This is a genomic window from Micromonospora sp. HNM0581, assembly GCF_012726175.1.
Lineage (GTDB): Bacteria > Actinomycetota > Actinomycetes > Mycobacteriales > Micromonosporaceae > Micromonospora.
Genome location: NZ_JAASAD010000010.1, coordinates 158,842 through 183,541, shown reverse-complemented (window position 1 = coordinate 183,541; position 24,700 = coordinate 158,842). Strand labels below are relative to the sequence as shown.

At 70.8% G+C, this 24,700-nt stretch carries 26 protein-coding genes; 5 read left to right on the top strand and 21 right to left on the bottom strand.

Annotation, left to right across the window (positions count from 1 at the left end):
• Positions 1 to 32 precede the first annotated feature (32 nt).
• The 4 genes from pyrH to HCA58_RS14710 form a co-directional block, all read right to left on the bottom strand.
• Positions 33 to 800, bottom strand: a complete 768-nt coding sequence (gene pyrH / locus HCA58_RS14725) for a UMP kinase (protein WP_169598388.1) — start codon at positions 798 to 800, stop codon at positions 33 to 35.
• Between the two features lie 154 nt (positions 801 to 954).
• Positions 955 to 1,782 carry a translation elongation factor Ts gene (gene tsf / locus HCA58_RS14720; protein WP_169598387.1) on the bottom strand — a complete coding sequence of 276 codons (828 nt, stop codon included), beginning with the start codon at positions 1,780 to 1,782 and terminating at the stop codon, positions 955 to 957.
• Positions 1,783 to 1,915: 133 nt separating this feature from the next.
• The gene (gene rpsB, locus HCA58_RS14715) at positions 1,916 to 2,788 is read right to left on the bottom strand and encodes a 30S ribosomal protein S2 (protein ID WP_169598386.1); all 873 of its coding nucleotides are present in this window, start codon (positions 2,786 to 2,788) and stop codon (positions 1,916 to 1,918) included.
• A 274-nt stretch (positions 2,789 to 3,062) separates the two neighbouring features.
• A complete protein-coding gene (locus tag HCA58_RS14710; protein ID WP_346775991.1) occupies positions 3,063 to 3,983 on the bottom strand; it encodes a hypothetical protein in 921 nt (306 codons plus the stop codon).
• A 180-nt stretch (positions 3,984 to 4,163) separates the two neighbouring features.
• Here HCA58_RS14710 and HCA58_RS14705 point away from each other — a divergent pair, with 180 nt between their 5' ends.
• The 5 genes from HCA58_RS14705 to HCA58_RS14685 all read left to right on the top strand — a co-directional run bounded on the left by HCA58_RS14705 (position 4,164) and on the right by HCA58_RS14685 (position 9,652).
• A complete protein-coding gene (locus HCA58_RS14705; RefSeq protein WP_169598384.1) occupies positions 4,164 to 4,526 on the top strand; it encodes a YraN family protein in 363 nt (120 codons plus the stop codon).
• A gap of 67 nt (positions 4,527 to 4,593) precedes the next feature.
• Positions 4,594 to 6,111 (top strand): YifB family Mg chelatase-like AAA ATPase, encoded by a 1,518-nt coding sequence (locus tag HCA58_RS14700; RefSeq protein WP_169598383.1) that lies wholly within the window; start codon positions 4,594 to 4,596, stop codon positions 6,109 to 6,111.
• On the top strand, positions 6,108 to 7,298 hold the full coding sequence (locus tag HCA58_RS14695) for a DNA-processing protein DprA (protein ID WP_169598382.1): 1,191 nt from the start codon (positions 6,108 to 6,110) through the stop codon (positions 7,296 to 7,298). Before HCA58_RS14700 ends, HCA58_RS14695 begins: the two co-directional genes overlap by 4 nt.
• A gap of 58 nt (positions 7,299 to 7,356) precedes the next feature.
• On the top strand, positions 7,357 to 8,343 hold the full coding sequence (locus HCA58_RS14690; protein ID WP_169598411.1) for a tyrosine recombinase XerC: 987 nt from the start codon (positions 7,357 to 7,359) through the stop codon (positions 8,341 to 8,343).
• Between the two features lie 127 nt (positions 8,344 to 8,470).
• Entirely contained in the window at positions 8,471 to 9,652 is a 1,182-nt protein-coding gene (locus HCA58_RS14685; RefSeq protein WP_169598381.1) for an aminotransferase class V-fold PLP-dependent enzyme, read from the top strand.
• Here the strand turns inward: HCA58_RS14685 and HCA58_RS14680 are convergent.
• From HCA58_RS14680 to HCA58_RS14600, 17 genes are all read right to left on the bottom strand, one after another.
• Positions 9,540 to 10,268 carry a peptidoglycan DD-metalloendopeptidase family protein gene (locus HCA58_RS14680; RefSeq protein ID WP_240956219.1) on the bottom strand — a complete coding sequence of 243 codons (729 nt, stop codon included), beginning with the start codon at positions 10,266 to 10,268 and terminating at the stop codon, positions 9,540 to 9,542. The genes HCA58_RS14685 and HCA58_RS14680 overlap by 113 nt on opposite strands.
• 246 nt (positions 10,269 to 10,514) lie before the next feature.
• Entirely contained in the window at positions 10,515 to 10,838 is a 324-nt protein-coding gene (locus tag HCA58_RS14675) for a DUF2469 domain-containing protein (protein ID WP_169598379.1), read from the bottom strand.
• Positions 10,835 to 11,647, bottom strand: coding sequence for a ribonuclease HII (locus HCA58_RS14670; RefSeq protein ID WP_169598378.1), 813 nt, complete (start codon positions 11,645 to 11,647; stop codon positions 10,835 to 10,837). Before HCA58_RS14670 ends, HCA58_RS14675 begins: the two co-directional genes overlap by 4 nt.
• Positions 11,641 to 12,129 carry an NUDIX domain-containing protein gene (locus HCA58_RS14665; protein WP_169598410.1) on the bottom strand — a complete coding sequence of 163 codons (489 nt, stop codon included), beginning with the start codon at positions 12,127 to 12,129 and terminating at the stop codon, positions 11,641 to 11,643. The genes HCA58_RS14670 and HCA58_RS14665 overlap by 7 nt, the downstream gene beginning before the upstream one ends.
• 87 nt (positions 12,130 to 12,216) lie before the next feature.
• Positions 12,217 to 12,852 (bottom strand): signal peptidase I, encoded by a 636-nt coding sequence (gene lepB / locus HCA58_RS14660; RefSeq protein WP_169598377.1) that lies wholly within the window; start codon positions 12,850 to 12,852, stop codon positions 12,217 to 12,219.
• Complete coding sequence (gene lepB / locus HCA58_RS14655; protein WP_169598376.1) at positions 12,849 to 13,730, bottom strand: signal peptidase I; 882 nt, start codon at positions 13,728 to 13,730, stop codon at positions 12,849 to 12,851. The genes lepB (HCA58_RS14660) and lepB (HCA58_RS14655) overlap by 4 nt, the downstream gene beginning before the upstream one ends.
• A gap of 183 nt (positions 13,731 to 13,913) precedes the next feature.
• Complete coding sequence (rplS, locus tag HCA58_RS14650) at positions 13,914 to 14,270, bottom strand: 50S ribosomal protein L19 (protein ID WP_169598375.1); 357 nt, start codon at positions 14,268 to 14,270, stop codon at positions 13,914 to 13,916.
• 144 nt (positions 14,271 to 14,414) lie between these two features.
• Entirely contained in the window at positions 14,415 to 15,188 is a 774-nt protein-coding gene (trmD, locus tag HCA58_RS14645; protein ID WP_169598374.1) for a tRNA (guanosine(37)-N1)-methyltransferase TrmD, read from the bottom strand.
• 15 nt (positions 15,189 to 15,203) lie between these two features.
• Positions 15,204 to 15,767, bottom strand: a complete 564-nt coding sequence (gene rimM / locus HCA58_RS14640; protein WP_205808690.1) for a ribosome maturation factor RimM — start codon at positions 15,765 to 15,767, stop codon at positions 15,204 to 15,206.
• 2 nt (positions 15,768 to 15,769) lie between these two features.
• Positions 15,770 to 16,003, bottom strand: coding sequence for an RNA-binding protein (locus HCA58_RS14635; RefSeq protein ID WP_076470518.1), 234 nt, complete (start codon positions 16,001 to 16,003; stop codon positions 15,770 to 15,772).
• Position 16,004: 1 nt separating this feature from the next.
• Entirely contained in the window at positions 16,005 to 16,475 is a 471-nt protein-coding gene (gene rpsP / locus HCA58_RS14630; RefSeq protein ID WP_169598372.1) for a 30S ribosomal protein S16, read from the bottom strand.
• Positions 16,476 to 16,714: 239 nt separating this feature from the next.
• Complete coding sequence (locus HCA58_RS14625; protein WP_169598371.1) at positions 16,715 to 17,362, bottom strand: DUF402 domain-containing protein; 648 nt, start codon at positions 17,360 to 17,362, stop codon at positions 16,715 to 16,717.
• 100 nt (positions 17,363 to 17,462) lie between these two features.
• Entirely contained in the window at positions 17,463 to 18,869 is a 1,407-nt protein-coding gene (proS, locus tag HCA58_RS14620; protein WP_169598370.1) for a proline--tRNA ligase, read from the bottom strand.
• 135 nt (positions 18,870 to 19,004) lie between these two features.
• Positions 19,005 to 20,084 carry an amidohydrolase family protein gene (locus HCA58_RS14615; protein WP_169598369.1) on the bottom strand — a complete coding sequence of 360 codons (1,080 nt, stop codon included), beginning with the start codon at positions 20,082 to 20,084 and terminating at the stop codon, positions 19,005 to 19,007.
• A gap of 92 nt (positions 20,085 to 20,176) precedes the next feature.
• The gene (gene ffh, locus HCA58_RS14610) at positions 20,177 to 21,739 is read right to left on the bottom strand and encodes a signal recognition particle protein (RefSeq protein ID WP_169598368.1); all 1,563 of its coding nucleotides are present in this window, start codon (positions 21,737 to 21,739) and stop codon (positions 20,177 to 20,179) included.
• 204 nt (positions 21,740 to 21,943) lie between these two features.
• Complete coding sequence (locus HCA58_RS14605) at positions 21,944 to 24,325, bottom strand: [protein-PII] uridylyltransferase (RefSeq protein ID WP_169598367.1); 2,382 nt, start codon at positions 24,323 to 24,325, stop codon at positions 21,944 to 21,946.
• Between the two features lie 11 nt (positions 24,326 to 24,336).
• Entirely contained in the window at positions 24,337 to 24,675 is a 339-nt protein-coding gene (locus tag HCA58_RS14600; protein ID WP_166458079.1) for a P-II family nitrogen regulator, read from the bottom strand.
• Positions 24,676 to 24,700 lie beyond the last annotated feature (25 nt).

Sequence of the window (24,700 nt, the reverse complement as noted above, 5' to 3'; positions counted from 1 at the left end):
CCGGGATGCCGGGATCGCCGTCGGCGATCGGCTCAGGTGGTGATCAGAGTGCCGATCTTTTCGCCACCCACGGCCCGGACGATGGTGTCGTCGCCCTGCGCGCCGAAGACCAGCATCGGCAGGCCGTTCTCCATGCAGAGGCTGAAGGCCGCCGCGTCGGCGACCCGGAGGTTGCGACGCAGCACCTCGGAGAAGGTGATCGAGTCGAGCTTGCTGGCGGTCGGGTCGATCCGGGGATCGGCCGTGTAGACGCCATCCACCCCGTTCTTGCTCATCAGCACGACGTCCGCGTGGATCTCGAGTGCGCGCTGGGCGGCCACCGTGTCGGTGGAGAAGTACGGCATACCCGCGCCGGCACCGAAAATGACCACCCGGCCCTTCTCCAGGTGCCGGATCGCTCGCAGCGGAATGTAAGGCTCAGCGACCTGGGCCATCGTGATGGCGCTCTGCACCCGGGTCTCGATGCCCTCCTTCTCCAGGAAATCCTGGAGGGCCAGGCAGTTCATCACCGTGCCGAGCATGCCCATGTAGTCAGCACGGGCCCGATCCATGCCCCGCTTCTGCAGCTCCGCACCACGGAAGAAGTTGCCACCGCCGACCACGACGGAGACCTGTACACCCCGGCGCACCACGGTGGCAATCTGTCGGGCGATGGCCTGCACCACGTCCGGGTCGACGCCGATCGCGCCCCCGCCGAACACCTCGCCGGAAAGCTTCAACACGACCCGCCGGGCCCGACCGGGCGGTGGTGCCGTCGGATCGTCCGCCGCCAACGTCCGGTCACTCACAACCTGCGTCATCCGCCCGTCCTTCCCCCACTGGCGCGCTCCGGTGCGCGTACCTGCCGCTGCCGACCTTATGGGACGAGGAGGCCGCGGTGTGTGTCGCGTACACCGGCGGCCTCCTCGTCTCGTCGTTGCTCCCCGCACACGGGCGCGACGCGCCCTGGCCGGCTCAGGCCTGGCCGACCTCGAACCGCACGAAACCGGTGACCTCGATACCGGCCTCAGCCAGCACCTGCTTCACCGTCTTCTTGTTGTCGGTCACCGAGGACTGCTCCAGCAGGACGAAGTCCTTGAAGAATGAGTTGACCCGGCCCTCGACGATCTTCGGCAGTGCGGCCTCGGGCTTGTTCTCCTCCCGAGCGGTCTGCTCGGCGATGCGCCGCTCGGACTCGACGACCTCGGCCGGCACCTCGTCACGGGTGAGGTACTGCGGCCGCATCGCCGCGATCTGCATCGCCGCGCCGCGCGCGTCGGCGTCGCCCGCCTCGTCGGCCTTACCGGTGTACTGCACGAGCACACCGACCGCCGGCGGCAGGTCCTGCGCCTTGCGGTGCAGGTAGACCGCGACGGTGCCGTCGAGCTTGGCGAACCGGTTGAGCACCAACTTCTCGCCGATCTTGGCGGACTGTTCCTGGACCAGGTCGGCGACGGTACGGCCGTCGAGTTCGGTGGCCAGCAGTTCCTCGGCGTTGCCGACGCCGGCCCGCTCACCGTGCTCGACGAGCTGCTGGGCCAGCGCGATGAAACTGTCGTTCTTGGCGACGAAGTCGGTCTCGCAGTTGAGTTCGAGCAGCGCCTTACCGGAGTGTGCGACCAGACCGTTCGCGGCGGTCCGCCCGGCCCGCTTGCCGACGTCCTTCGCGCCCTTGACGCGCAGGATCTCGACGGCCTTGTCGAAGTCGCCCTCGGCCTCGGTCAGGGCCTTCTTGCTGTCCATCATGCCGGCGCCGGTCAGATCGCGGAGCTTCTTGACGTCCGCGGCGGTGATCTGGGACATGGCTCTCTCTTCGGTGTTGAGACTGCGTGGAATGGTCTGCGGTGACGTTTACCGGATGACGCGAGGTTCGTGCCCGCCCCACCCGCCGCCGGTCACCGCCCGTCGAACGGACGATGACCGGACGGCGGTACGGTCACTGGCCGGAGACGGCGGCCGGCTGCTCGGCTGCGGCCTGCTCGGCGGCCGGCTGCTCGGCGGCCGGCGGCTGCTCGTCGGCCTTCTTCGGCTCTTCGAGCAGTTCCCGCTCCCACTCGGCCAGCGGCTCGTCGGCGGCGACACCCGCTTCCGGCTTCTCGTCGCCGCCCCGGCGACGTCCAGAGCGGGCGATCAGACCGTCGGCCACGGCGGCGGCGACGACCTTGGTCAGCAGCTCGGCCGAGCGGATCGCGTCGTCGTTACCCGGAATCGGGAAGTCGACCTCATCCGGGTCACAGTTCGTGTCGAGCACGGCGATCACCGGGATGCCCAGCTTGCGGGCCTCGTCGACGGCGATGTGCTCCTTCTTCGTGTCGACCACCCAGACCGCGGCCGGCAGCTTCTGCATGTCCCGGAGGCCACCCAGGGTGCGGGTCAGCTTGATCTTCTCGCGGGAGAGCTGCAGGGTTTCCTTCTTGGTGTAGCCGGCGGCGGTGCCGCTGAGGTCACCGAGCGCCTCAAGCTCCTTCATCCGCTGCAGCCGCTTGTACACCGTCTGGAAGTTGGTGAGCATGCCGCCGAGCCAACGGTGGTTGACGTACGGCTGGCCCACGCGGGTGGCCTGTTCGGCGATCGCTTCCTGCGCCTGCTTCTTCGTGCCGACGAACAGGATGCTGCCGCCCTCGGCCACCGTGTTACGCACGAAGTCGTACGCCTTCTCGATGTAGTCGAGAGTCTGGCGCAGGTCGATGATGTAGATGCCGTTACGCTCGGTGAAGATAAAGCGCTTCATCTTCGGGTTCCAGCGCCGGGTCTGGTGCCCGAAGTGAACACCACTCTCCAGCAGCTGACGCATCGTCACGACGGCCATGATTGATACTCCTTGCGGTCCCTGGTTGTCCCGCCCGGCCGGCGGCCAGGCGTCCTGGTGCCCGGTCGTCGACCATGGTGGGCCCGACCGGGTCGGGACCAGGGAGGCCGCCGCCGCACGACGACTCGTGAGGAGGGCACGCGAGGTCGACCGCACGAGGCGGTCGCCGGATGACCAGTGTACGCGCCCTGCCGACCGTTCCACGCCCGGGTACGGCGGGGCTCCGCACTCGGCTGGCGGTACGGCCAACGGTCAGCCCTCGACCGGGCCAGACTCAGCCGGCAGCGACCGCGGCCACCAGGAACAGCGCCAGTCCGACCGTCAGGTACGCGGTCGGCGGTCGCAACCAACCACGCACCCCGTCGCTCAGCGGGAAGCCGGCAGTCTGTAACCCGTAGAGGCCGGCTGCGAAGATCGGCAGCCCACAGACCAGGAACGTGCCCGCCAACACGTCCCCTGTGGCTACCGGGTCCGCGGTGGCGCCGTGTAGCAGCACCCGCACCGCCGGCAGTTCGAAGAGCAAGACCAGCAGGGCGAAGAGCACCGCGAGCGCCGGTCGCCGCGTCCGGTACACACCGTCCCCGGCCGGCATGCCCGGCTGGACACCGCCCACCTGGTGACCGGAGGTCAGGTGACCTGTCAGCGGGTGACCGGCCGTAGGGTGACCTGTCACGGCATCGGTCGAGCCTGTCGGGGCCTCGCCCACCGGCGACTCGGTCCGGGTCGTCACCGACGGCACCGGTCCGGTCGGCTGCTCCAGCGGGTTACCGGCCTCGGTCCCACGCTTGGTCTCGACGATCGGGTATCCGGCCAGGGCCGCACGGTTCGGCTCCGCCGACACCGGTGTCCCGCCGCTGGTCGGGTCCATCTCGCGGGCGGCCCGTCGACCGGCGCGATCGACGGGCAACTCACCGGAGACGTCCGGTTCGGTCGGGTCCGCCCGGCGGGAACGCGACGCCCGGTAGCGCTCAGTATCCACCGCGACGTCACCGAGCGGGTCCGTCAGGGCGGCGCGGCGAGGCGAGACGTACCGGTCGTCGTCGTCACCACGCTGCTCAGGTACCACGCGCGGCTCGTCGCCGGGGTAGTGCCGCTCCCCCACCGGACGCCACTGCGGGTCGGCATAACCGTGGTCATGATCGCCCGGATACCAGCGTGATTCCCGGTCGTCGGCGAAGCTACGTCGTCCGTCCACGCCCGGCACCGTATGCGACGAGCGCTCAGCACGCCATCCGACCCCGCGTCTGACCAGCCCACCAAGAGTGCTATAGCACAACTAGTGCATGATCGTCCGTTCGTCCACAACTGCCTCGGCCGTCCACAGAACACCAAGGTGGGGTCGCCGCACGCTCTGGACGGGAGCAGGGTGCCGGTCATGACCAAGCGCAACCAGGCGATCGGCGGGTACGGGGAACGCTGCGCCGTACGGCATCTGATCGAGGCGGGACTACGCCCAGTGGCCCGCAACTGGCGCTGCCGCGCCGGGGAGATCGACATCGTTGCCTGGGACGGAGCGGTGCTCGCCTTCTGCGAGGTGAAGACGCGGCGCACCGCGACCTTCGGCAGCCCCGCCGAGGCGGTGGTACCCCGCAAGGCCCGCCGGCTACGGGGGCTCGCCGCCGCCTGGCTCGCCGCCACCGGCACCACCGCCGACGAGGTCCGCTTCGACGTCATCTCGGTGCTGCTGCCCCGCGTCGGCCGGGCACACGTCGAGCACGTCAAGGACGCGTTCCGGTGAGCGGGCACATCCGCCAGCGCAGCGCCCGGGTGCCGCGTCCGGGTACCGAGCGAAGCGAGGCGGGGCGATGAGCTACGCGCGGGTGCTCTGCGTCGGTCTGGTCGGGGTGACCGGGCAGTTGGTGGAGGTAGAAGTGGATCTCGCTGCCGGCCTGCCCGGGGTGGTGATCTCCGGGTTACCGGACACTGCTCTGCACGAGGCACGTGATCGCGTCCGGGCGGCGGTGGTCAACTCCGGCCAGCGCTGGCCGAACCGCCGGATCACACTCAACCTGTTGCCGGCCACCCTGCCCAAGTTCGGTTCGGCGTTCGACCTGGCGATCGCGGTGGCACTGCTCGGCGGGTCGGGCGAGCTCCCGCTGGTGCCGCTCGAGGGTGTGGCGGTCCTCGGGGAGCTGGGCCTGGACGGCACCGTGCGACCGGTCCGGGGCGTGCTGCCGATGGTCGCGTCGGCGGCAAAGGCCGGTGTACGGCGGGTAATCGTTCCGGCCGACAACACCGCCGAGGCGGCCGTCGTCCCCGGGCTGCTGGTACGTGGCGTGGACACCCTGCACCGGCTGGTCTCCTTCGTCCGCGACGGCACGCCGCTGATCGAGCCGCCGGTCGACGCTCCGTCACCGCAGCCACCCGGCCCCGACCTGGCCGAAGTCGCCGGGCAGGGACTGGGTCGCCGGGCTCTGGAGGTCGCCGCCGCCGGTGGACACCATCTGGCCCTGATCGGGCCGCCCGGGGCGGGCAAGACGATGCTCGCCGAACGCCTGCCGTCGATCCTGCCGGAGCTGGACGACGAGGCCGCGTTGGAAGTCACCGCACTGCATTCGATCGCCGGTCTGCTGCCGGCAGGCGGCCGGTTGATCCGCCGCCCACCGTTCCAGGCACCTCATCACACCGCGACCGTCCCCTCGATCGTCGGTGGCGGGTCAGGGCTCGCCCGCCCCGGTGCGATGTCCCTCGCCCACCGGGGGGTACTTCTGATGGACGAGGCGCCCGAGTTCAGCAAGGCGGCGTTGGAGGCGCTGCGTCAACCGTTGGAGCACGGCCGGGTGCTGCTGACCCGCAGCCGGGGAAGCGCCGAATACCCAGCCCGCGCCCAACTGGTTCTGGCGGCCAACCCGTGCCCGTGTGCCAACCCGGCCGGCGACGACCGCTGTGAGTGTGCCCCGCTGGCCCGCCGCCGTTACCTCGGCCGGCTCTCCGGTCCGCTGCTCGATCGGATCGATCTCCAGGTGCGCCTACCACCGATGCGTGCCGCCGAGCTGATGGAGACCACCGGTCACGAGTCCTCCGCGGTGGTCGCCCAGCGGGTCGCGGCGGCACGGGCGACGGCGGCCGAGCGTTGGGCACCACTGGGTCGGCGGCTCAACGCCGAGACACCCGGCCCAGATCTGCGTCGGGCGCCGTGGCGGCTGCCCGGCCGGGTCACCGCAGAGCTGCGGTCCCGGCTCGACTCGGGATCACTGTCCGCCCGTGGCTTCGACCGGGTCGTCCGACTCGCCTGGACGATCGCCGACCTCGACGGGCGGGCACGGCCGGACGCAGGGGACGTCGGCGAGGCCATCGCGCTCAGGACGGGAGAAGGCACATGAGCACCAACGAGGAGTTGACCCTGGCCCGGGTGGCGTTGACCTGGCTGACCGAACCGGGCACCCGGTCGGTGCACGATCTCGTCGACGAGCTTGGTCCGGTCGGCGCGTTGGACCTGTTGTTGGACGGCGGAGCACCTCAGCAGGCGTTGCGTGAATCCGTGGCGGCGCGCAGCCGTGCCGGTGACGCCAGGGTGATCGCCGCCGAGGCTCTGCACCGTGCCGACCGGCTCGGTGTCCGGGTCGTCATCCCCGGCGACGACGAATGGCCCGGGACGGTGCGGAGCCTGTGCACGCTCCGCCTGTTCGAGGCCCGTCGTCGGGTGGACGTGGAAACCGCACCACCGCTCTGCTTCTGGGTACGCGGATCGTGGCCGCTGGCCGAGGCGCTGGACCGGTCCGTAGCGGTGGTGGGGTCGCGAGCCGCCACGGCGTACGGCACCCACATCGCCACGGAGCTGGGCTACGGCCTGGCCAACCGAGGCTGGACCGTCGTCTCCGGTGGCGCGTTCGGCATCGACGCCGCCGCGCACCGTGGTGCGCTGAACGCCGGCGGGCTCACCGTCGCGGTGCTGGCCTGCGGAGTGGATCGTGCTTACCCGATGGGCAACGCCGCGCTGTTCGACCGCATCGCCGACACCGGTCTGCTGGTGAGCGAATGGCCGCCGGGTGCGGAGCCACTGCGTCCTCGCTTCCTCATCCGCAACCGGGTGATCGCGGCGGGGACGAGGGGCACCGTGCTGGTCGAGGCAGCGGCCCGCAGTGGCGCGACGCAGACCACCCGGCGGGCCATCGCTCTCGGCCGACCCGCAATGGTGGTGCCGGGCCCGGTCACCTCGGCGATGTCCGTCGGCGCCCACGAGATGCTCCGGGAATATCCGGAGGCACGCTTGGTGACGGGCCTCGCCCAGGTGCTGGAGGAGGTGGGCCGGATTGGCGAACTGGCCCCGGTGCCGCGTGGACCCGAACGGCCCACCGACCTGCTCGACGACGATGCCCGGTCGATCGTGGAGGCGATGCCGCGACGCAACCGCATCGGCGTGGATGCCCTGGCCGCACGGGCGGGTCTCGCCGTCCGCACGGTGCTGCGCAAACTGCCGCTACTGGAGGAACTGGCCCTGGTGGTACGCCGGGAGGACGGCTATGCCCTGGTTCCGCCGAGCCGGCAGGCCACCCGGCCCGGCACGTAGGGTGGAGCTCGTGGGCAGGACGGGCGGGAGGGGACAGGCCGCAAAGGGCACCCAGGCGATGCACGACGCGCTACCGACCCCGCTGCGCAGCGCCGTGGACGAGTTCGCGGGGCACCTAACCTCGGTCCGGAACCGCTCCGCGCACACCGTGCGGGCGTACGTCGCCGACCTGGTGTCGCTGTTCGACCACGCCGGGCGGATGGGGTGCACCGAAGTGTCCGAACTGAGCCTCGACACGGTACGCAGCTGGCTGGCCCGGCAACGAACGACCGGCGCCGCCCGCACCTCACTGGCCCGGAGAGCCGCAGCGGCCCGCACCTTCAGCGCCTGGGCGCACCGGAAAGGGTTGCTGAGTACCGACGTCGCCGCCACGTTGGCCAGCCCGCGACCACGCCGGACGCTGCCGACGGTGCTTCGTCCCGACCAGGCGGCCATCCTTGTCGAGGAACCCGCCCTCCGCCAGGCCACCCCGACGTGCGGCGCCGGTCCTCAGACCGTCGGAGACTCGCCCACGACGGCGGGGTCCGGGCACACCGACGAGGCGGTACGGCTACGCGACCGGCTCCTACTCGAACTGCTCTACGGCACCGGGGTACGGGTCAGCGAGGTGTGCGGGATCGACACGGGTGACATCGATGAGGACCGTCGGGTCGTCCGGGTACACGGCAAAGGCGGCCGGGAGCGGGCGGTGCCGTACGGGCTGCCGGCGCAACGCGCCATCGACGACTGGCTGCGGCACGGACGGCCGGTCCTGGTGGTCCCCGATGCCCGGGACGCGCTGCTGCTCGGTGCCCGCGGTGGTCGGCTGCACCCGACCACCGCCCGCCGGATCGTCGGCGGCTACGCCGAGGCGGCGGGATTGCCTCACACCAGTCCGCACGCGTTGCGCCACTCGGCCGCCACTCACCTACTCGAAGGCGGAGCGGACCTACGGGCGGTGCAGGAACTGCTCGGACATTCCTCGCTGGCCAGTACCCAGATCTACACCCATGTCTCGGTGGAACGACTCCGGGCCGCCTACCGCCAGGCCCACCCACGCGCCTGACGACCGCACGACCAGATGCCAGCCTGGGCCGGGCGCGACAGTCGGACCACACCAAACAGGTAGGCCACCAAGGGTGACAAGCGGCAAGCAGCACGGGGCACGCCCCGTCGACGGATACGATCATCGGGTGAGCGTTGCGCCACCCCCCGAGCCGATCACCGGTGCGAGCCTGCTCTTCTCCCTCGACCCGGCCGTCAGTCACCTCAACCACGGCTCGTTCGGAGCGGTCCCGATCATGGCGCAACGCGCCCAGCAACGGCTGCGCGACGAGATGGAGGCCAACCCGCTGCGGTTCTTCTCGCAGGGCCTGGTCGACCGAATCGCGCACGCCCGCCGGCATCTGGCGGGTTTCCTCGGCGCAGATCCCGAAGGCACCGCCCTGACCACGAACGTCACCACCGGTGCCGCGGTGGTGTTGCAGTCCCTCGGGCTGACTTCCGGTGACGAGGTGCTCACCACCGACCACGGCTACGGTGCCGTCGAACACTCCATCCGTCGGGAGTGCCGCCGCACCGGGGCCACCCACCGGATCGTGCGGGTCCCGTTGACCGCCACCGACGAAGAGGTGGTGCAGATCGTGCGGCACGGACTGCGGCCGGGCCGGACCCGCCTGCTGGTGATCGACCAGCTCACCTCCGCCACGGCCCGGCTGTTCCCGGTCGCCGCGATCACCGGGGTGGCCGGCGAGCACGGCGTACCGGTACTTGTCGACGCCGCGCACGCCCCGGGCATGCTGCCGACATCAGTACGCAGCATCGGTGCCGATTTCTGGGTCGGCAATCTGCACAAGTGGGGGTACGCGCCGCGCGGCACCGCCGTGCTTGTGGTGGCAGCCCCATGGCGGGACCGGATCGAGCCGCTGGTGGTCTCCTGGGAACAGGACTCGGGGTTCCCGGCCCGTCTGGAGTGGCAGGCAACCTCGGACTACACGGCCTGGTTGAGCGCGCCGGTGGGACTCTACGTGCTACGCAGCCTCGGTGTGGACCGGGTACGCGCCCACAACGCCGGCCTGGCCGCGTACGGGCAGCGGGTGGTGGGGGACGCGTTGGGCGTGCCACCGACCGACCTGCCCGACCCCGGTGGACCGACGGTCGCCATGCGGCTCGTCCCGTTGCCTGCGGACCTCGCCACCACCCTGGACGGTGCCCGGGCATTGCAGACCCGGATCGCCCAGCGGCTCGCCACCCAGGTCGCGGTCACCAACTGGGACGGACGCGGCTGGCTGCGGTTGTGCGGCCAGATTTACAACACGCCCGAGGAGTACCAGCGATTGGCCGTCGGGCTGCCCGGACTGCTCGCCCAACGGTGAGCGGACGCTCACGGCTGACGGCGACGCCACCGACGGGAAGCAGCCGGGCCCGTCCGAGACCGAGCAGAGCGAGCGGATCGAGATAGTCCTCCCCCCGCCGCAGTCCCCAGTGCAGGCACGCGACGCCCGGACAGCCGGCGTGCCCGGGCAGCAGCGTGCCCAGGGGCGCCCCGGCCGGCACCATCGTGCCCACCGTGACGATCGGTCGGACCGGTTCGTAGGTGGTCCGTAGCCCGTCGGGGTGCCCGACCGTGATCACCGGCCGGTCGGCGACCATGCCGGCGAACAGGATCGTGCCCGCTCCGGCCGCACGGATCGTGGCGGCGGCAGGGACGAGCAGGTCGACTCCCCGATGACCGGCAAGCCACGGGCGGCGTGGCGGGTCGAACCTGCGCACCGGCTCCGGTGCGCCGTCGACCGGCCAGCGGAACACCCCGCCGCCGTCGACACGCAGGTTGCCGTCCAGCCCGGATGTGGCCGGCTGGTCCGGCCAGCCGCTCGACGTGGCCGGCGGAGGCAGCCGACCAATCGCCCAGGCCGCACCGCCCACCGGCCCGGAGGGGGCGAGCAACAGGAGCGTGGTGAGTCCACCGGTCATCGCCATCCGCGGTCGCATGCGGTCGATTGTGGTCGGCATCTTTGTCCGCCACCGCCCACCGCAGCCCCCCTGTGGACGGTCGGACGTCCTGTGGACAGTCCACGCACGAAGCTGTCGATCTGCTATGGGCGGCTGCCGTCCCGACTCGCCGGGCACCCGGGGGGGCGATGCCACCGATTCCGACACACGCTTCGGTGCACTGTGGAACGAGGGCCGGTCGCGACGGGTGGGGGTCCGCCGTCACCGCCCCAGTCGGTACCCGAATCAGCCGCCGAAGCCGGAGTCGGCGGGGAGAGAAATCTCCGGCTTCTCCAACTCTTCGACGTTGACGTCCTTGAACGTCATCACCCGGACATTCTTCACGAAACGGGCTGGACGATACATGTCCCAGACCCAGGCGTCGTGCATCTCGACCTCGAAGTAGACCTCGCCGTCGGAGTTGCGCACGTGCAGGTCGACCTGGTTGGCCAGGTAGAACCGGCGCTCGGTCTCCACCACGTAGGAGAACTGACGGACGATGTCGCGGTACTCCCGGTAGAGCTGGAGCTCCATCTCTGTCTCGTACTTTTCGAGATCTTCCGCGCTCATCGCACTCCGCCTTCCATGACCACATCTTCCCCCACCGGCACCGGAGGCCAAGGCTGCTCGCCCAACGCCACGCCGACGGTACCCCCTACGGCGGGCGAGCGCTCCATCGGCTCGTCCCGGCTCGCGTCCAGCGGTCGCCGGGCGCGGGGTGGCCGACTGTCGAGCCCGGAGACGGCGGCCACGTTGACATACGAGTAGCGGTGTTCCCGGCACGGCCCGCGCTCGCGCAGCGCGGCTGTGTGCTCGGCGGTGATGTACCCCTTGTGCTCGGCGAACCCGTAACCGGGATGCTCGGCGTCCAGATCCACCATGATCCGATCCCGGGTGACCTTCGCCAGTACACTCGCCGCCGCCACGCAGGCGGCCACCCGGTCACCCTTCCACACCGCAAGCCCGGGCGCCCCCAGGCCGTCCACGCCGAAGCCGTCGGTCAGGACGTACTCCGGCCGGACCACCAGCGAGGCCAGCGCCCGCCGCATCGCGGCCAGATTGCACACATGCAGCCCACGGGAGTCGACCTCGTCGGCCGGGATGACCACCACCGCGTACGCCAGTGCGCGCTCGACCACCTCATCGTGGATCCGTTCCCGACTGGCCGGCGTCAGCAGCTTCGAGTCGGCCAACCCGTGGATCTCGCCCCGCCGGCCCTCCGGCAGTACCACGGCGGCGGCGACAAGCGGACCTGCGCAGGCACCACGGCCCGCCTCGTCGGCACCGGCGACGTGTCGGAAGCCGCGCCGTTGCAGGGCCCGCTCCAACGCGTACAGCCCGGCCTCGCGGCGTACCACGGTACGTGGTGGAGTCAGCATTCCCGTCCCTCGATGACAGCCGTCGTGCCGGCCAACGCGCGGGTCAGCACCTCTGCAAGGTCAAGTGGATAGCAGCGTTCCCCGGTGCCGCTCAACTCGTCCGCCGACCACCAGCGGTGACCGTCGACGCTACTCCGCTCCACCTCGCTGAACCCCGCCGTGTCGACCTCGTGCGCCGTCACCCGTACCAGGAAGAACTGCTGCTCCTGCCGGTACCGCACGCCGCAGAAAGAGAACTCGGTGACGTCGGCGTGCACGGGCACGCCGACGTCGGCCACGGTCAGCCGCAGCCCGGTCTCCTCGGCCAACTCGCGGACCGCGCCCTCGGCATACGTCTCCCCCGGATCCAGTCCCCCACCCGGGGTGAACCACCAACGCCCGCGTTCGGGGCAGGTCGGGTCGAAGCCGCGGAACAGCAGCAACCGACCGCCCGCGTCGACCAGCAGGACGCGAGCGGCACACCTGGGGGTGTAGACGGTCACCGCACCAGACTGCCAGATGCCTGCGACGTCGCCCACGCCGCGCCGCCTGCCCCCGGAAGCACTCGCCTACCGCAAGGCCGGCCCGGATCAGGACGCGGGAATCGCGTCGAACTCGTCCGGCACGGTCAGGATGGTGGCCCGGTCGAACGGCCAGAAGATGGTGAAGGCCCGCCCGACCACGTCGTCTTCGGGGATGGTGGCGGTCTCGATGTTCTGACCGGACTGCTGGTAGTGCTCGAGTGAGTCACCGGAGGCGGAGCGGTGGTCGCCCATCACCCAGAGCCGCCCCTCGGGCACCTCTACGTCGAACTCCTGGTCCGCTGGCTTGTCGCGCTGGCCATCCACGGAGAAGATGTACGGCTCGTCGAGCGGGATGCCGTTGACCAACAGGCGGTCCTGGTCGTCGCAGCAGACGATGCGGTCACCGCCCACACCGATCACCCGCTTGATGAAGTCCTCCCCCGCGGGTCTGCCGCTCCACTCGAGCGGAGCCTTGAAGACGATCACTTCGCCGCGGTGCGGTGAACGCGTGTGGTAGACGAGTTTGTTGACGAGCACCCGATCGTCGATCTTGAGTGTGTTCTCCATCGACGGTGAGGGGATGAAGAAGGTCTGCAGTACGAAAGCGCGTACCAGTACCGCGACCAGGATCGCCACCCCGAGGAGGATGGGCAGTTCCTTCCAGAAGGAGTGGCGGGGCGTGTCGGTCTGCTCGTCAATCACGGAAGGAGCCTACGTTGCCCGGCCAAGCGCCACCGTCTGGAACGCGCGAGAACGGAAAGTGTGGCTGCAACCGGGAGAAGCAGGACGACACCACCGTTGGAGTCGGTGCGTACCGGGGCCGCCCCGTCGGCTGCCGTTGGCGGGGCGACGCTGGCGAAGGTGTCGGGAATCGGCAGCGAATGCCACCTGTCGGATGGCCAGACCACCGCGAACGCCCGGCCGACCACGTTCTCGATCGGCACCGTGCCCTGGCACCTCGCGTCCTGCGAGACCTGCCGGTGGTCGCCGAGGACGAACATCTGACCTGGCGGAACAACGATCTCCTCGAACCGCCGGGAACGGCATTCCTGTGGATTCGGTGGGAAATCCAACGGCGAGTCACGCAGCACGTACGCGGACTCGTCCAACGGGGTGCCGTTGACCAGCACCCGCCCCTGATCGTCGCAGCAGCTCACCCGGTCGCCGGGTAGTCCGATGACGCGTTTGATGAAGTCCTTCTCACCCGGACGACCAACGCCGACCAGGTCACCGACCGTGCGGCCGAACTTGTCGGCGAAGCTGGTGGCCGGTTGCGCATCCACCTGCGGGACCCACTGATCGGTGCCCCGGAAGACAACCACCTCGCCCCGCAGCGGGTTCCGGACGTCGTAGACGACCTTGTTCACCACCACCCGGTCACCGACGAGCAGAGTGTCCTCCATCGACCCGGAGGGGATGAAGAACGCCTGGAGCAGGAACGTGCGGATCAGCACCGCCAGGCAGAAAGCGACGATGAGGAGCAGCGGCAACTCCTGCCAGAGTGGCATCTGCCGCTTACCGCGCCGGTTACGTCGTCGCCACGGATCAACCGCACCGCCGTCGTCAAGCGCCTGTACCACGCCCACTCCCAGGTCCGCAGAAACGACTACCGCCCGGGAACCTCGTCGAGGCTCCCCGGGCGGTAGTGGAGGTCACCCGCCACAGGAGGCGGGTCACCGCCGCGCTGCGCCCGTACCACCAGGGTAGTGCGGACTGACGAGTACGACATACGCGCAGCTTGGGCGGCGTGGCGCAGAGCGAGGTCAGCTCGGCTGCTTCTCGCGCAGCTCCTTGATCTTGGCCTTCTTGCCCCGCAGCTCACGCAGGTAGTAAAGCTTGGCCCGACGGACGTCACCGCGGACCGCGACCTCGATCCGGTCGATCGCCGGGCTGTTGATCGGATAGGTCCGCTCGACGCCGACGCCGAAGCTGAGCTTACGGACGGTGAAGGTCTCGCGCAGCCCAGCACCCTGGCGGCGGATGACGACGCCCTGGAAGATCTGGACCCGGGACCGAGCCCCCTCAACCACCCGGGCGTGCACCTTGACGGTGTCACCGGCACGGAAGTCGGGCAGGTCGGTGCGCTTCGACTGGGCGTCAAGGGCGTCCAGGATGTTCATCGCTGTGTCCTCGTGAGGCTCACGGCGCACCGTCACTCGGCGCGCGGATGGGTGATACTGATCCCCTTGTGCGGGCCGGTGGAACCGACCCCGGTTGGAGATCCTCGCAGTCGCCTACGGGCGCAGTCGACTGCGGCAACCCCCCTACTTTGCCACATCGGGCCCGGGCACCTGAAATCCGGCCCGGTCCAAGGCCGCCCTGTCCCGCCCGTCCAGGCTCTGCGGATCCAGTCCGGTGAGCATGTCCGGCCGTCGACGACCGGTCCGTACCAACGCCTCGTCACGACGCCAGCGGGCGATCCGGCCGTGATCGCCGGAACGGAGCACCTCCGGCACCGGGAGTCCACGCCAGGTCGCCGGCTTGGTGTACATCGGCGCCTCCAGCAACCCGTGCGCGTGGGACTCCTCGGCGAGCGAACCCGAGTTGCCGAGCACTCCCGGCAGCAGCCTGGTCACCGCCTCCAGGATCACCAGCACCGCCACCTCACCACCGAAGAGCACATAGTCACCGAGGCTCACCTCGGTGACCGGCATCCGTGTCGCCGCGTGGTCGAGGACCCGTTGGTCGATGCCCTCGTACCGGCCGCACGCGAACAACAGGTGCGGCTCGGCGGCCAACTCGGCGGCCACTGCCTGGGTGAAGGGCACCCCGGCCGGCGACGGCACCAGCAGTCGCGGCGGGGTCAGCTCCGTCGGCGCCAGGGCGTCCAACGCCTCCCCCCACGGCTCCGGCCGCATCACCATGCCCGGACCGCCGCCGTAGGGGGTGTCGTCGACGGTCCGGTGCACGTCGTGGGTCCAGTCCCGCAGATCGTGCACGGTCAGCCGCAGCGTGCCGTTGGCCCTCGCTCGGCCGATCAGCGACAGGTCCAGCGGGGCGAGATACTCCGGAAAGATCGACACGATGTCGACGCGCATCAGGGGCTCCGCCAGTCAGAGATCGAGCAGGCCAGCGGGTGGGTCCACCACGACGCGGCCACCGGCGAGATCGACCTCGGGGACGATGGCCCTGACGAACGGGATCAGCGCCGTGTGCCCCTCGGGACGCCGCAGCACCAGCAGGTCCGACGCCGGAGCGTGGTCGATCCGGGCCACCTCGCCCAACCGCTCGCCGTCCGGCGTGACCACCGCCAGTCCCACCAGCTCGTGATCGTGGAACTCCTCGGGATCCTCGGGCGGATCGACATCGGCGCTGTCCACGCCGAGCAGGGTCCCCCGCAGCGCCTCGGCAACGTCGCGGTCCAGCACCCCGTCGAAGGCGACCAGCAGCCGCCCCTGGTGCCGGCGTGCGGACTCGACGGTCAACGTGTCGGGAATCCGGAACGGCACACCGGGGCCGACCGGTGCGGGTCCGGTGGCGGTGGCGGCGTTCGCCCCCGGCACGGCGTTGAGCACCATGCCGGGAGCGAACCGCGTCTCAGGCTCGTCGGTGCGCACCTGCACGGTGACCTCACCGCGGATGCCGTGCGGCTTGCCGATCCTGCCGACGATGAGCAGCATCAGTACGAGTCGACGATGTCGACGCGTACGCCGCGCCCACCGATGGAGCCGATCACCTGACGCAGGGCCTTGGCAGTCCGGCCGGACCGCCCGATCACGGTGCCCAGGTCCTCGGGATGGACTCGGACCTCGAGCCGCTTCCCGCGACGGGAGTCGACCAGCCGGACGCGCACGTCGTCGGGGTGGTCGACGATGCCCTTGACCAGGTGCTCCAACGCCGGCCGCAGCGCCATGTCAGGCCTGCTCGCCGGAGTCGGCGGCGGGCTGCTCCTCGGCCTTCGGGGCTTCCTCGGCCTTCGGGGCCTCGGTGGCCTCGGCAGCCTTGGTGGCCTTCTTCGCCGGCTTGGCCGGGGTGTCGGCGACACCTGCGGCAGCCTTCGCCTCGGCCTCGTACGCCGCCTTGCGGTCGGCCCGCTCGGGAGCGACCTTCAGCGGCGGCGGGGCCGGCAGGCCCTTGAACTTCTGCCAGTCACCGGTCAGCTCCAGCAGCCGCTGCACCGCCTCGCTGGGCTGGGCGCCGACGGAGAGCCAGTACTGGACCCGCTCCGACTTGACCTCGATGACCGAAGGGTCCTCCTTCGGCTGGTAGATCCCGACGAACTCGATCGCCCGGCCGTCGCGCTTGGTACGCGAGTCGGCGACGACGATGCGGTACTGCGGGTTGCGGATCTTGCCCATCCGCAGGAGCCGGATCTTTACGGCCACGGTTGTTTCGCTCCTGTTGCGATCTCACCGACCCGGTACGGGCGGTGTGCACGGGTGAGCGCCAACCGGCACAGTGGGGTTGGGCCGGAGACCGCTCGGGTGGACTGGCGACGCGCCCGGGTTAGAGGGCGCCGGACACGCGCCGGATACCAGCCAGCCATTCTGCCAGATCCTCCCCCGGGCGCTCACACCGCACCGGTAAGCACGGCCCTGCGTGGCGGCAGACACAGCCGAACCGGTCAGCGGACCGGCGGGCGGTCCCAGCCGGCGGGCAGGTCAGCCGGAGCAGTCCAGTGCGGCGGTGCGGTGAAGTCGCACCAGGTGCCGTCGAAGGGAAAGGCTCCGGCCTCGGCGAGTGCTATCACCCGTTTACCCTCGGCCCGTACCGCTGCCTCGTCGGTCACCCAGTAGTGCTCCGGGAAGGCCAACCGCTCGACGAACTCGTCCTCGTCCTTCCACTCCCAGCTGCGGTCCGGACGAACCCACACGTCGAGATCCTGGTCGACGATGTCGACACCGGCCGACCCGCCGTCGTCCCAGCGGACGCCGGCCTCCTCCAGGTTGACGTACCACCCGGCGAAGTGGCCTCGCACGTCGCGGAACCACCAGACCGAGTGGGCTGCGCCGGTGGGCAGGAACTTCAGCAGCGGCGGACCGTCCCAGAGCCCTTGCGTCAGTCGAAAGGTAGGGGTCAGCCACTCCCGGAAGGGCACGGCTCGCATGCCGAGCCCGGCAGCGTTGACCTCGCTCGCCACCGGCGTGCCCTCAGCCACCCAGAGCAGCAACCCGCGCTCGTCGTCGCTCACCACCCGGGCCGGCCGGACCCATCCGATCCGCCCCCGCCGCACGTTGCGGTGCACAACCAACCGGCCCGCCTCAAACCTCACACCCCGACCCTACCCCCACCCAGCCCGGCCGTGCCCCCCGTCAAGAGATCGACTGCGCTGCCGCCCTCGGGTACAACGCGACGGGCGGGGGTGGGGTGGGTCAGTAGGCGCGGGCGAGGATGGCGGTCAGGTCAGGCTCGGTCTCGGTGTCGGGGACGGTGCCGTCGGCGTGGACCAGACACCGGACGGTGACGCCCTGGGCGTTGGCCTTCGCCTCGCCGTCGACGCCGACGGCCGACCACGGGACGCGGGCCCAGCCGGTGGCTGCCGCCTCCAGCGCCTCGTCGAGGGTCGCCACTTCGACCGTGCGCGACTCGCGGAAGGCGAGCGCCTGATCGTGCAACGCCCGCTGGTCGGCGTCGAGGGCGGCGAGCACCGCACCGACCACGTCGGCCACCGGGGTGGGCGACTTCGAGCCGTCCGTACGGCGGACCACCACCGCGTTGCCGGTAGCCAGGTCGCGGGGACCGACCTCGACGCGTACCGGATAGCCGCGAAGCTCGGCATCGACGGCCCGGCGGCCGAAGGGGGTGTCGGTACGGTCGTCGAGCGCGACCCGCACCCCCGCGTCGCGGAGCGCGTCGCGGAGCTTGACCGCAGCCTCGGCGACACCGTCACCGTCCTTGACCACCATGACGTACGCCTGGGTCGGCGCCAACCGCGGCGGCACCCGCAGCCCGTTGTCGTCGCCGTGGCACATGATCAGGCCGCCGAGCATCCGCGTCGAGGTGCCCCAGGAAGTCGTCCACGCGTGCTCCCGACCACCCTCGGCCGAGGAGTAGCTGATGTCGAACGCCTTGGCGAAGTTCTGGCCCAACTCGTGACTGGTGCCGAGCTGGAGCGCCTTGCCGTCACCCATCATGCCTTCGCAGGTGTAGGTGGCGGTCGCCCCGGCGAAACGCTCACGGGTGGTCTTCAGCCCGACCGTCACCGGGATGCCGAGCACGTTCACCATCAGGTCCTCGTACGCCTCGTGCAGGATCTTGCGGGCGTAGGCACGGGCGTCCTGGCGGGTGGCGTGCGCGGTGTGTCCCTCCTGCCAGAGGAACTCACTGGTCCGCAGGAACACCCGGGGGCGCAACTCCCAGCGGACCACGTTGGCCCATTGGTTGAGCAACAGCGGCAGGTCCCGGTAGGAGTCGATCCACTTGGCCATGAACTCGCCGATGACCGTCTCGCTCGTCGGCCGCACCACCACCGGCTCGGCGAGCTGCTTGCCACCACCGTGGGTCACCACGGCCAGTTCCGGCGAGAAGCCCTCGACGTGCTCGGCCTCACGCTTGAGATAGCTCTCCGGAATGAACAACGGGAAGTAGGCGTTCTCCGCACCCGCCGCCTTGATCCGGTCGTCCATCTCGGCCTGCATCCGTTCCCAGATGGCGTAGCCGGCCGGTCGGATCACCATGGTGCCCCGCACCGGCCCGTTGTCGGCCAGCTTCGCCTTGGCGATCAGATCCTGGTACCAGCGAGGAAAGTCCTCTGCCCGGGGAGTAAGCACGCGCGCCATGACCGCACATCCTATGCGCCCGCCCGATTCGACACCGGCTCACCCGCCCCACCTCGATGGTGCTCGTGGTGTTGTCGTCGCGACACGCGCGCAGCGGCGACAGCACGAGCGCCGGAAAGTCCGGCGGGGTGGCTGTCAGCGGACGGGTCGACCGCGGAGGATCAGGCGGGTGGGGGTACGGAGGGCGTCGAGGTCCCGGCGAGGGTCCTGGGGGTAGACCGCCAGGTCGGCGAGGCCACCTTCGACCAGACCGGGGAGGCCGAGCCAGGCTCGGGCAGACCAGGAGGCGGCAGCGAGAACGTCCAGGCGGGACATGCCGGCTTCGTGGTGCAGCAGGTGCATCTCCTCGACGGCGAGCCCGTGGTCGATGCCGCCACCGGCGTCGGTGCCCACGTAGATCGGCACACCGGCCTCGTACGCGGCCCGCACCACCTGGGGGAATCGGTCACGCAGGGCGAGCATGTGGTCGGCGTACCCCGGGAACTTGGGCCGCGCCTGGTCGGCGATGCGACCGAAGGTACGGATGTTGATCATCGTGGGGATCAACGCGGTGCCCTGCCGAGCCATCAGATCGATCAGGTCGGAGCTGAGCCCGGTGCCGTGCTCGACCGAGTCCACTCCGGCCCGCACCATGATCTCCACGGCCGACTCGCTGAAGGTGTGCACGGCGGCACGCGCCCCGGCAGCGTGCGCGGCGGCGACGGCGGCGGTCATCGTGTCGGCGTCCCAGGCTGGTGCCAGATCGCCGACACCCCGGTCGATCCAGTCACCTACCAGCTTCACCCAGCCGTTGCCGGCGGCGGCCTGCTCCGTCACGGTGGCGGCCACCGCCGCGGCGCCCACCTCCACACCGATGTCCCGCAAGTACCGCTTGGGCGGTGCGATGTGGCGACCGGCGCGTATCAACCGCGGCAGGTCGGGTTCATCGTCCAGTTCCGCGTACGGGAGGGGTGACCCGGCGTCGCGGAGGGCCAGCACCCCCGCATCCCGGTCGACGCGGGCCAACGCCCGCGCCTCGTCCAGGGAGGTGATCGGTGTGCCGCCGCGGGCGATGCCGATGTGGCAGTGCGCGTCCACCAGGCCGGGCAAGATGAAACCGCCGTCGGCGACCGTTTCCGCGCCGGGCACCGGATCGAAGGTGACCCGGTCGCCGACCAGCCACAGGTCGCGTACCTCGTCGTCGGGTAGGAGCACACCGCGCACATGCAGAGCCATGGAACAGTCCTACCCGATCACTGATCGTCGTGCCGGGGAAGGCCCCGCCCGCCGCACCGTCAAGGCGGTGTCACCCGCCGTCACCGACATGCTCAGCGGGGCGGCTTGCCGTCCTTGCCGAGCTTGTTGAAGTCGATCTTCGGCAGCCGGAAACCGGGCGGCAGCCCCTGGCCCGCGGCCAGATCGTCGGGGCTCATCCCCGGAGGCAGCTGCGGCATGCCACCGGGGAAACCACCCGGCAGGCCGCCCCGCGCGCCGGCACCACTGCGGGGCCTACCCCCACCCTTGGTGCCCTTGCGCTTGTTCTTCGGCGACTTGGTCGCCTTGCGGCGGCCCGCACCGGGCAGACCCATCATGCCGCCCATCTGCTTCATCATCTTCTGCGCGTCGGTGAAGCGGTTGAGCAGCTGGTTGACGTCCATCACCGTCACCCCGGAGCCGTTGGCGATCCGGGCCCGCCGCGAACCATTGATGATCTTCGGGTTGGTGCGCTCGGCCGGGGTCATCGACCGGATGATCGCGGTGATCCGGTCGAAGTGCCGGTCGTCAAGCTCGGCGAGCTGGTCCTTGACCTGCCCCATGCCCGGCATCATGGCCAGCACGTTGGCGATCGGCCCCATCCGGCGCACCGCGATGAGCTGGTCGAGGAAGTCCTCCAAAGTGAACTGCTCGCCGCCCATCAGCTTGGCGGTCATCTTCTCCTTCTGATCGGTGTCGAAGGCCGCCTCGGCCTGCTCGATCAGAGTGAGAACGTCGCCCATGCCGAGGATCCGGCTGGCCATCCGGTCGGGATGGAAGACGTCGAAGTCCGCCAGCTTCTCGCCGGTGGAGGCAAAGAGGATCGGCTGCCCGGTCACCTCACGGACCGACAGCGCAGCACCACCACGGGCGTCGCCGTCGAGCTTGGAGAGGACCACGCCGGTGATGCCGACGCCGTCGCGGAACGCCTCTGCCGTGCGCACCGCGTCCTGGCCGACCATCGCGTCGATGACGAAGATGACCTCGTCGGGGTCGACCGCGTCGCGGATGTCAGCGGCCTGCTGCATCATCTCCGCATCGATGCCGAGCCGTCCGGCGGTGTCGACGATGACGACGTCCCGGGCAGCCCGCCGGGCGTGTTCGACAGAGGACTTCGCGACCTGGACCGGGTCACCGACGCCGTTGCCGGGCTCCGGGGCGTACACCTCGACCCCGGCGCGTCCACCGAGCACCTGAAGCTGGCCGACGGCGTTGGGGCGTTGCAGGTCGGCGGCGACCAGCAAGGGCTGGTGCCCCTGGGCCTTGAGCCAGCGGGCCAGCTTGCCGGCGAGGGTGGTCTTTCCGGAGCCCTGCAGACCGGCCAGCATGATCACGGTGGGGGGTTGCTTGGCGAACTGGAGTCGCCGTCCCTCGCCGCCCAGCACGGCGATCAGCTCCTCGTTGACGATCTTGATGATCTGCTGGGCCGGGTTGAGCGCCTGGGATACCTCCGCGCTACGCGCCCGTTCCTTGACGTTCGCGATGAAGCCCTTGACCACCGGCAGCGCGACGTCCGCCTCCAGCAGCGCGAGGCGGATCTCGCGCGCGGTGGCGTCGATGTCGGCGTCGGTGAGACGTCCCTTGCCGCGGAGCTTGGTGAAGATCCCGGAAAGGCGGTCACTCAAGGTGTCAAACACGCGAACATCCCGTTTGTCAGTGTTCCGGCGAGCACGAACGAGGTCGGGTGAGGTGTCCGACCACCGCTAGGGTAGCCCGCCGCCCGCACCGGCGCTCCCGGCCGGGCCGCCCGCTCCAGCCCACCCGACCGCCGTCGCCGCGCCACCGCCTCCGCCGCCCTGCGCCAACGCCGCAGCGCCCGGTGGCCGGACCCTGGTCGGCGCTCACACGGCGGCCAGCACAGCCGCCTCCAAGCGGTCCCGCTCACCCTCCGGCGGCCAGCCGCCGACCAGGTAGAAGGCGTCGACCACGTCACCACCGAGCGTGGCGATCCGGGCCGCGCGGACCTGCGCTCCGGCGGCATCCAGCGCGCTGGTCACCCGGTAGAGCAGGCCAGTGGCGTCGGCGGCACGCAACTCCAGCAGCACCGCGTCGGTCGCGGCGTCCCGGTGCCAGACCACCCGCGGCTGAGCCCCGTTCCCCCGCGCGGCCAGAGCACGACCGCGTAACCGCTGGATCACCGACACGTCGCCGACCACCGCGCGGCGCAGGTCCGCGCTCAACGCCACCGGATCCGGGGCCAGGCCGTAGCGCGGCTGTACCCGGCACTGCACCAGGGCCCGCCCGTCCACCGTCGAGGCGTCGGCCGCCAGCACCTCCAACCGGTGCAGGGCCAGGCAGCCGGCCACCGTCGCGAGCAGACCACGTCGATCCGCCGCGGCCACCGCCACCCGGTCCCCACTCAGGTGGACCACCGGCAGGGGCCCGGCCACCAGCGCCGGGTCCGGTGCCGGCGGAGCGGGTACGTCACCCGTGTCGAGGGTGATGCGGACCCGGGCGACCAACTCGGCCACCAGCCGGCCCTTCCAGTCCGACCAGGCGGCCGGGCCGGTGGCGGCCGCGTCGGCGCGCACCAGCGCGTACAGCAGGTCGAGGGTGGTGACGTCGGCTACCGACTCGGCCACCCGGGCGATCGTCACCGGGTCGGAGAGGTCCCGCCGGGTGGCCACCTCGGGCAGCAGCAGGTGCAGCCGTACCAGCGTGCCGATGAGCGCCGCCTCGGCGGGGGGCAGGCCGATCCGGGTCGCGACCGCCTCAGCCATCGGCGCGCCCACCACGCTGTGGTCACCGGGAAGCCCCTTGCCGACGTCGTGCAGGAGCGCGCCGAGCAGCAGCAGATCGGGGCGGTCCACGTCGCGGGTGTGCCGGCTGGCTTCGGCGGCCGTCTGGATCAGGTGCCGGTCCAGGGTGAACCGGTGCACCGGGTTGTGCTGGGGCAGGCTGCGCAGCCGGGTCCACTCCGGCAACCAGCCGTCGACAAGTCCGTACCGGTCACACGTCTCCCAGGCCGGGATCATGCCGGCACCGGCACCGAGCAGCGTGGTCAGGGCGGCGCGCGCCTCGCCCGGCCAGGGCGTCGGCAGCGGCGGACAGTAGGCGGCCAACCACTCGCAGGTGGCCCGGGCGATCGGCAGCCCGGTGGTCGCCGCAGCAGCGGCCACCCGCAGTGACAGGCTCGCGTCGGGGCGGGCGCCGATGGCGGTACGCGCCAGCACCAGCTCTCCGTCGTGCTCCACCACGTCCCGGGCCACCGGCCGGCGCAACGGTCTCCCGTCGGCGCCCCGGCGACGACCGGAGCGCAGTCGGTCCGCGGCGCGGAACGCGTCGTCCAGAGCGTGACTGACGGTCCGGGCGTCCCCGGCGACCCGGCGCAGCAGGGTGTCGCCGTCGCCGTCCTCTGCACGCGAGGCCGGCGCGGAACGCTCCTGCCCAGACGTGTCGGTCGGCTGCGGTGGCACCGCGCCGGGCGGAGGGCCCCCAGCCGCCCCGGACGGTGCGCGACGCAGGCCGAGCAGAGCGGCCACCCCGTCGCGTTCCTGAGCGAGCAGTCGGTCGGCGCGCCGGCCAATCTGCTGGTGCAACGCGTCCCGGGTGTCCAGCAGCCGCAGGTGCGCGGCGTGTACGGCGGGTCGCAGTGCGTCGGTGATCCCCGCGGTCGCGACGGCCCGCAGGATGCCCACGTCCCGCAGCCCTCCGGCTGCTTCCTTCAGGTCACCCTCCAGCAGGTGGGCGAGTTCACCGTGGGCCTGCCAACGGGCGGCGGCGCTCTCCCGCAGCGCGGCGAGTTGGCGGACGGCGGTACGCCGCCAGTGGTCGGTCGCGCTGCTCACCAACGTGCCCGCGAGATCCGCATCACCGGCGACGAACCGGGCATCGAGCAGCCCGAGGGCCACCTTGACATCGTCCTGGGCGACCGACAGCGCCTCGGCGACAGTTCGGACCGAGTGGTCCAGCCGCAGCCCGGCGTCCCAGATCGGATACCAGACAGCGGCGGCCAGTTCGTCGATGCCGGGCACCCCGGCGTGTACCAGCACCAGGTCCAGATCGGCGTAGGGGGCGCACTGCCGGCGGCCCAGGCCGCCGACCGCAAGCAGCGCGACGCCTGGCCGGTCCGGCAGCAGCCGGGCCAGCCAGGCGTCGTACGCGTCCGCCCGAGCCCGACGCGCCGCCGCGCCGACCCCGGCCGGTACACCGACGACCTCGTTGACCAGAAGGTCGGCGCTCCCGAGGGGTTCCGGGGTTGTCCTGCTGGTCAACGAGGTCATCGATGCTCGTCCTAGAGTGCGTCCAGGCCGCGCTCACCGGTGCGGACCCGGACGACCTCCTCGACGGCGGTCACCCAGACCTTGCCGTCGCCGATCTTGCCCGTCCGGGCCGCCGAGACGACAGCGTCGACGATCTTCTCGACGTCGATCTCGTCGGTGAGCACCTCCACCCGGATCTTGGGCAGGAACTCGACGGTGTACTCGGCACCCCGGTAGACCTCGGTGTGGCCCTTCTGCCGCCCGTAACCCTGCACCTCGCTCACCGTCAGCCCGGCCACGCCCAGCGTGTGCAGGGCCTCCTTGACGGCGTCCAACTGGTGCGGCTTGATGACCGCGGTCACCAGCTTCATGTCCAACCCCTCCATTCCCGGAACG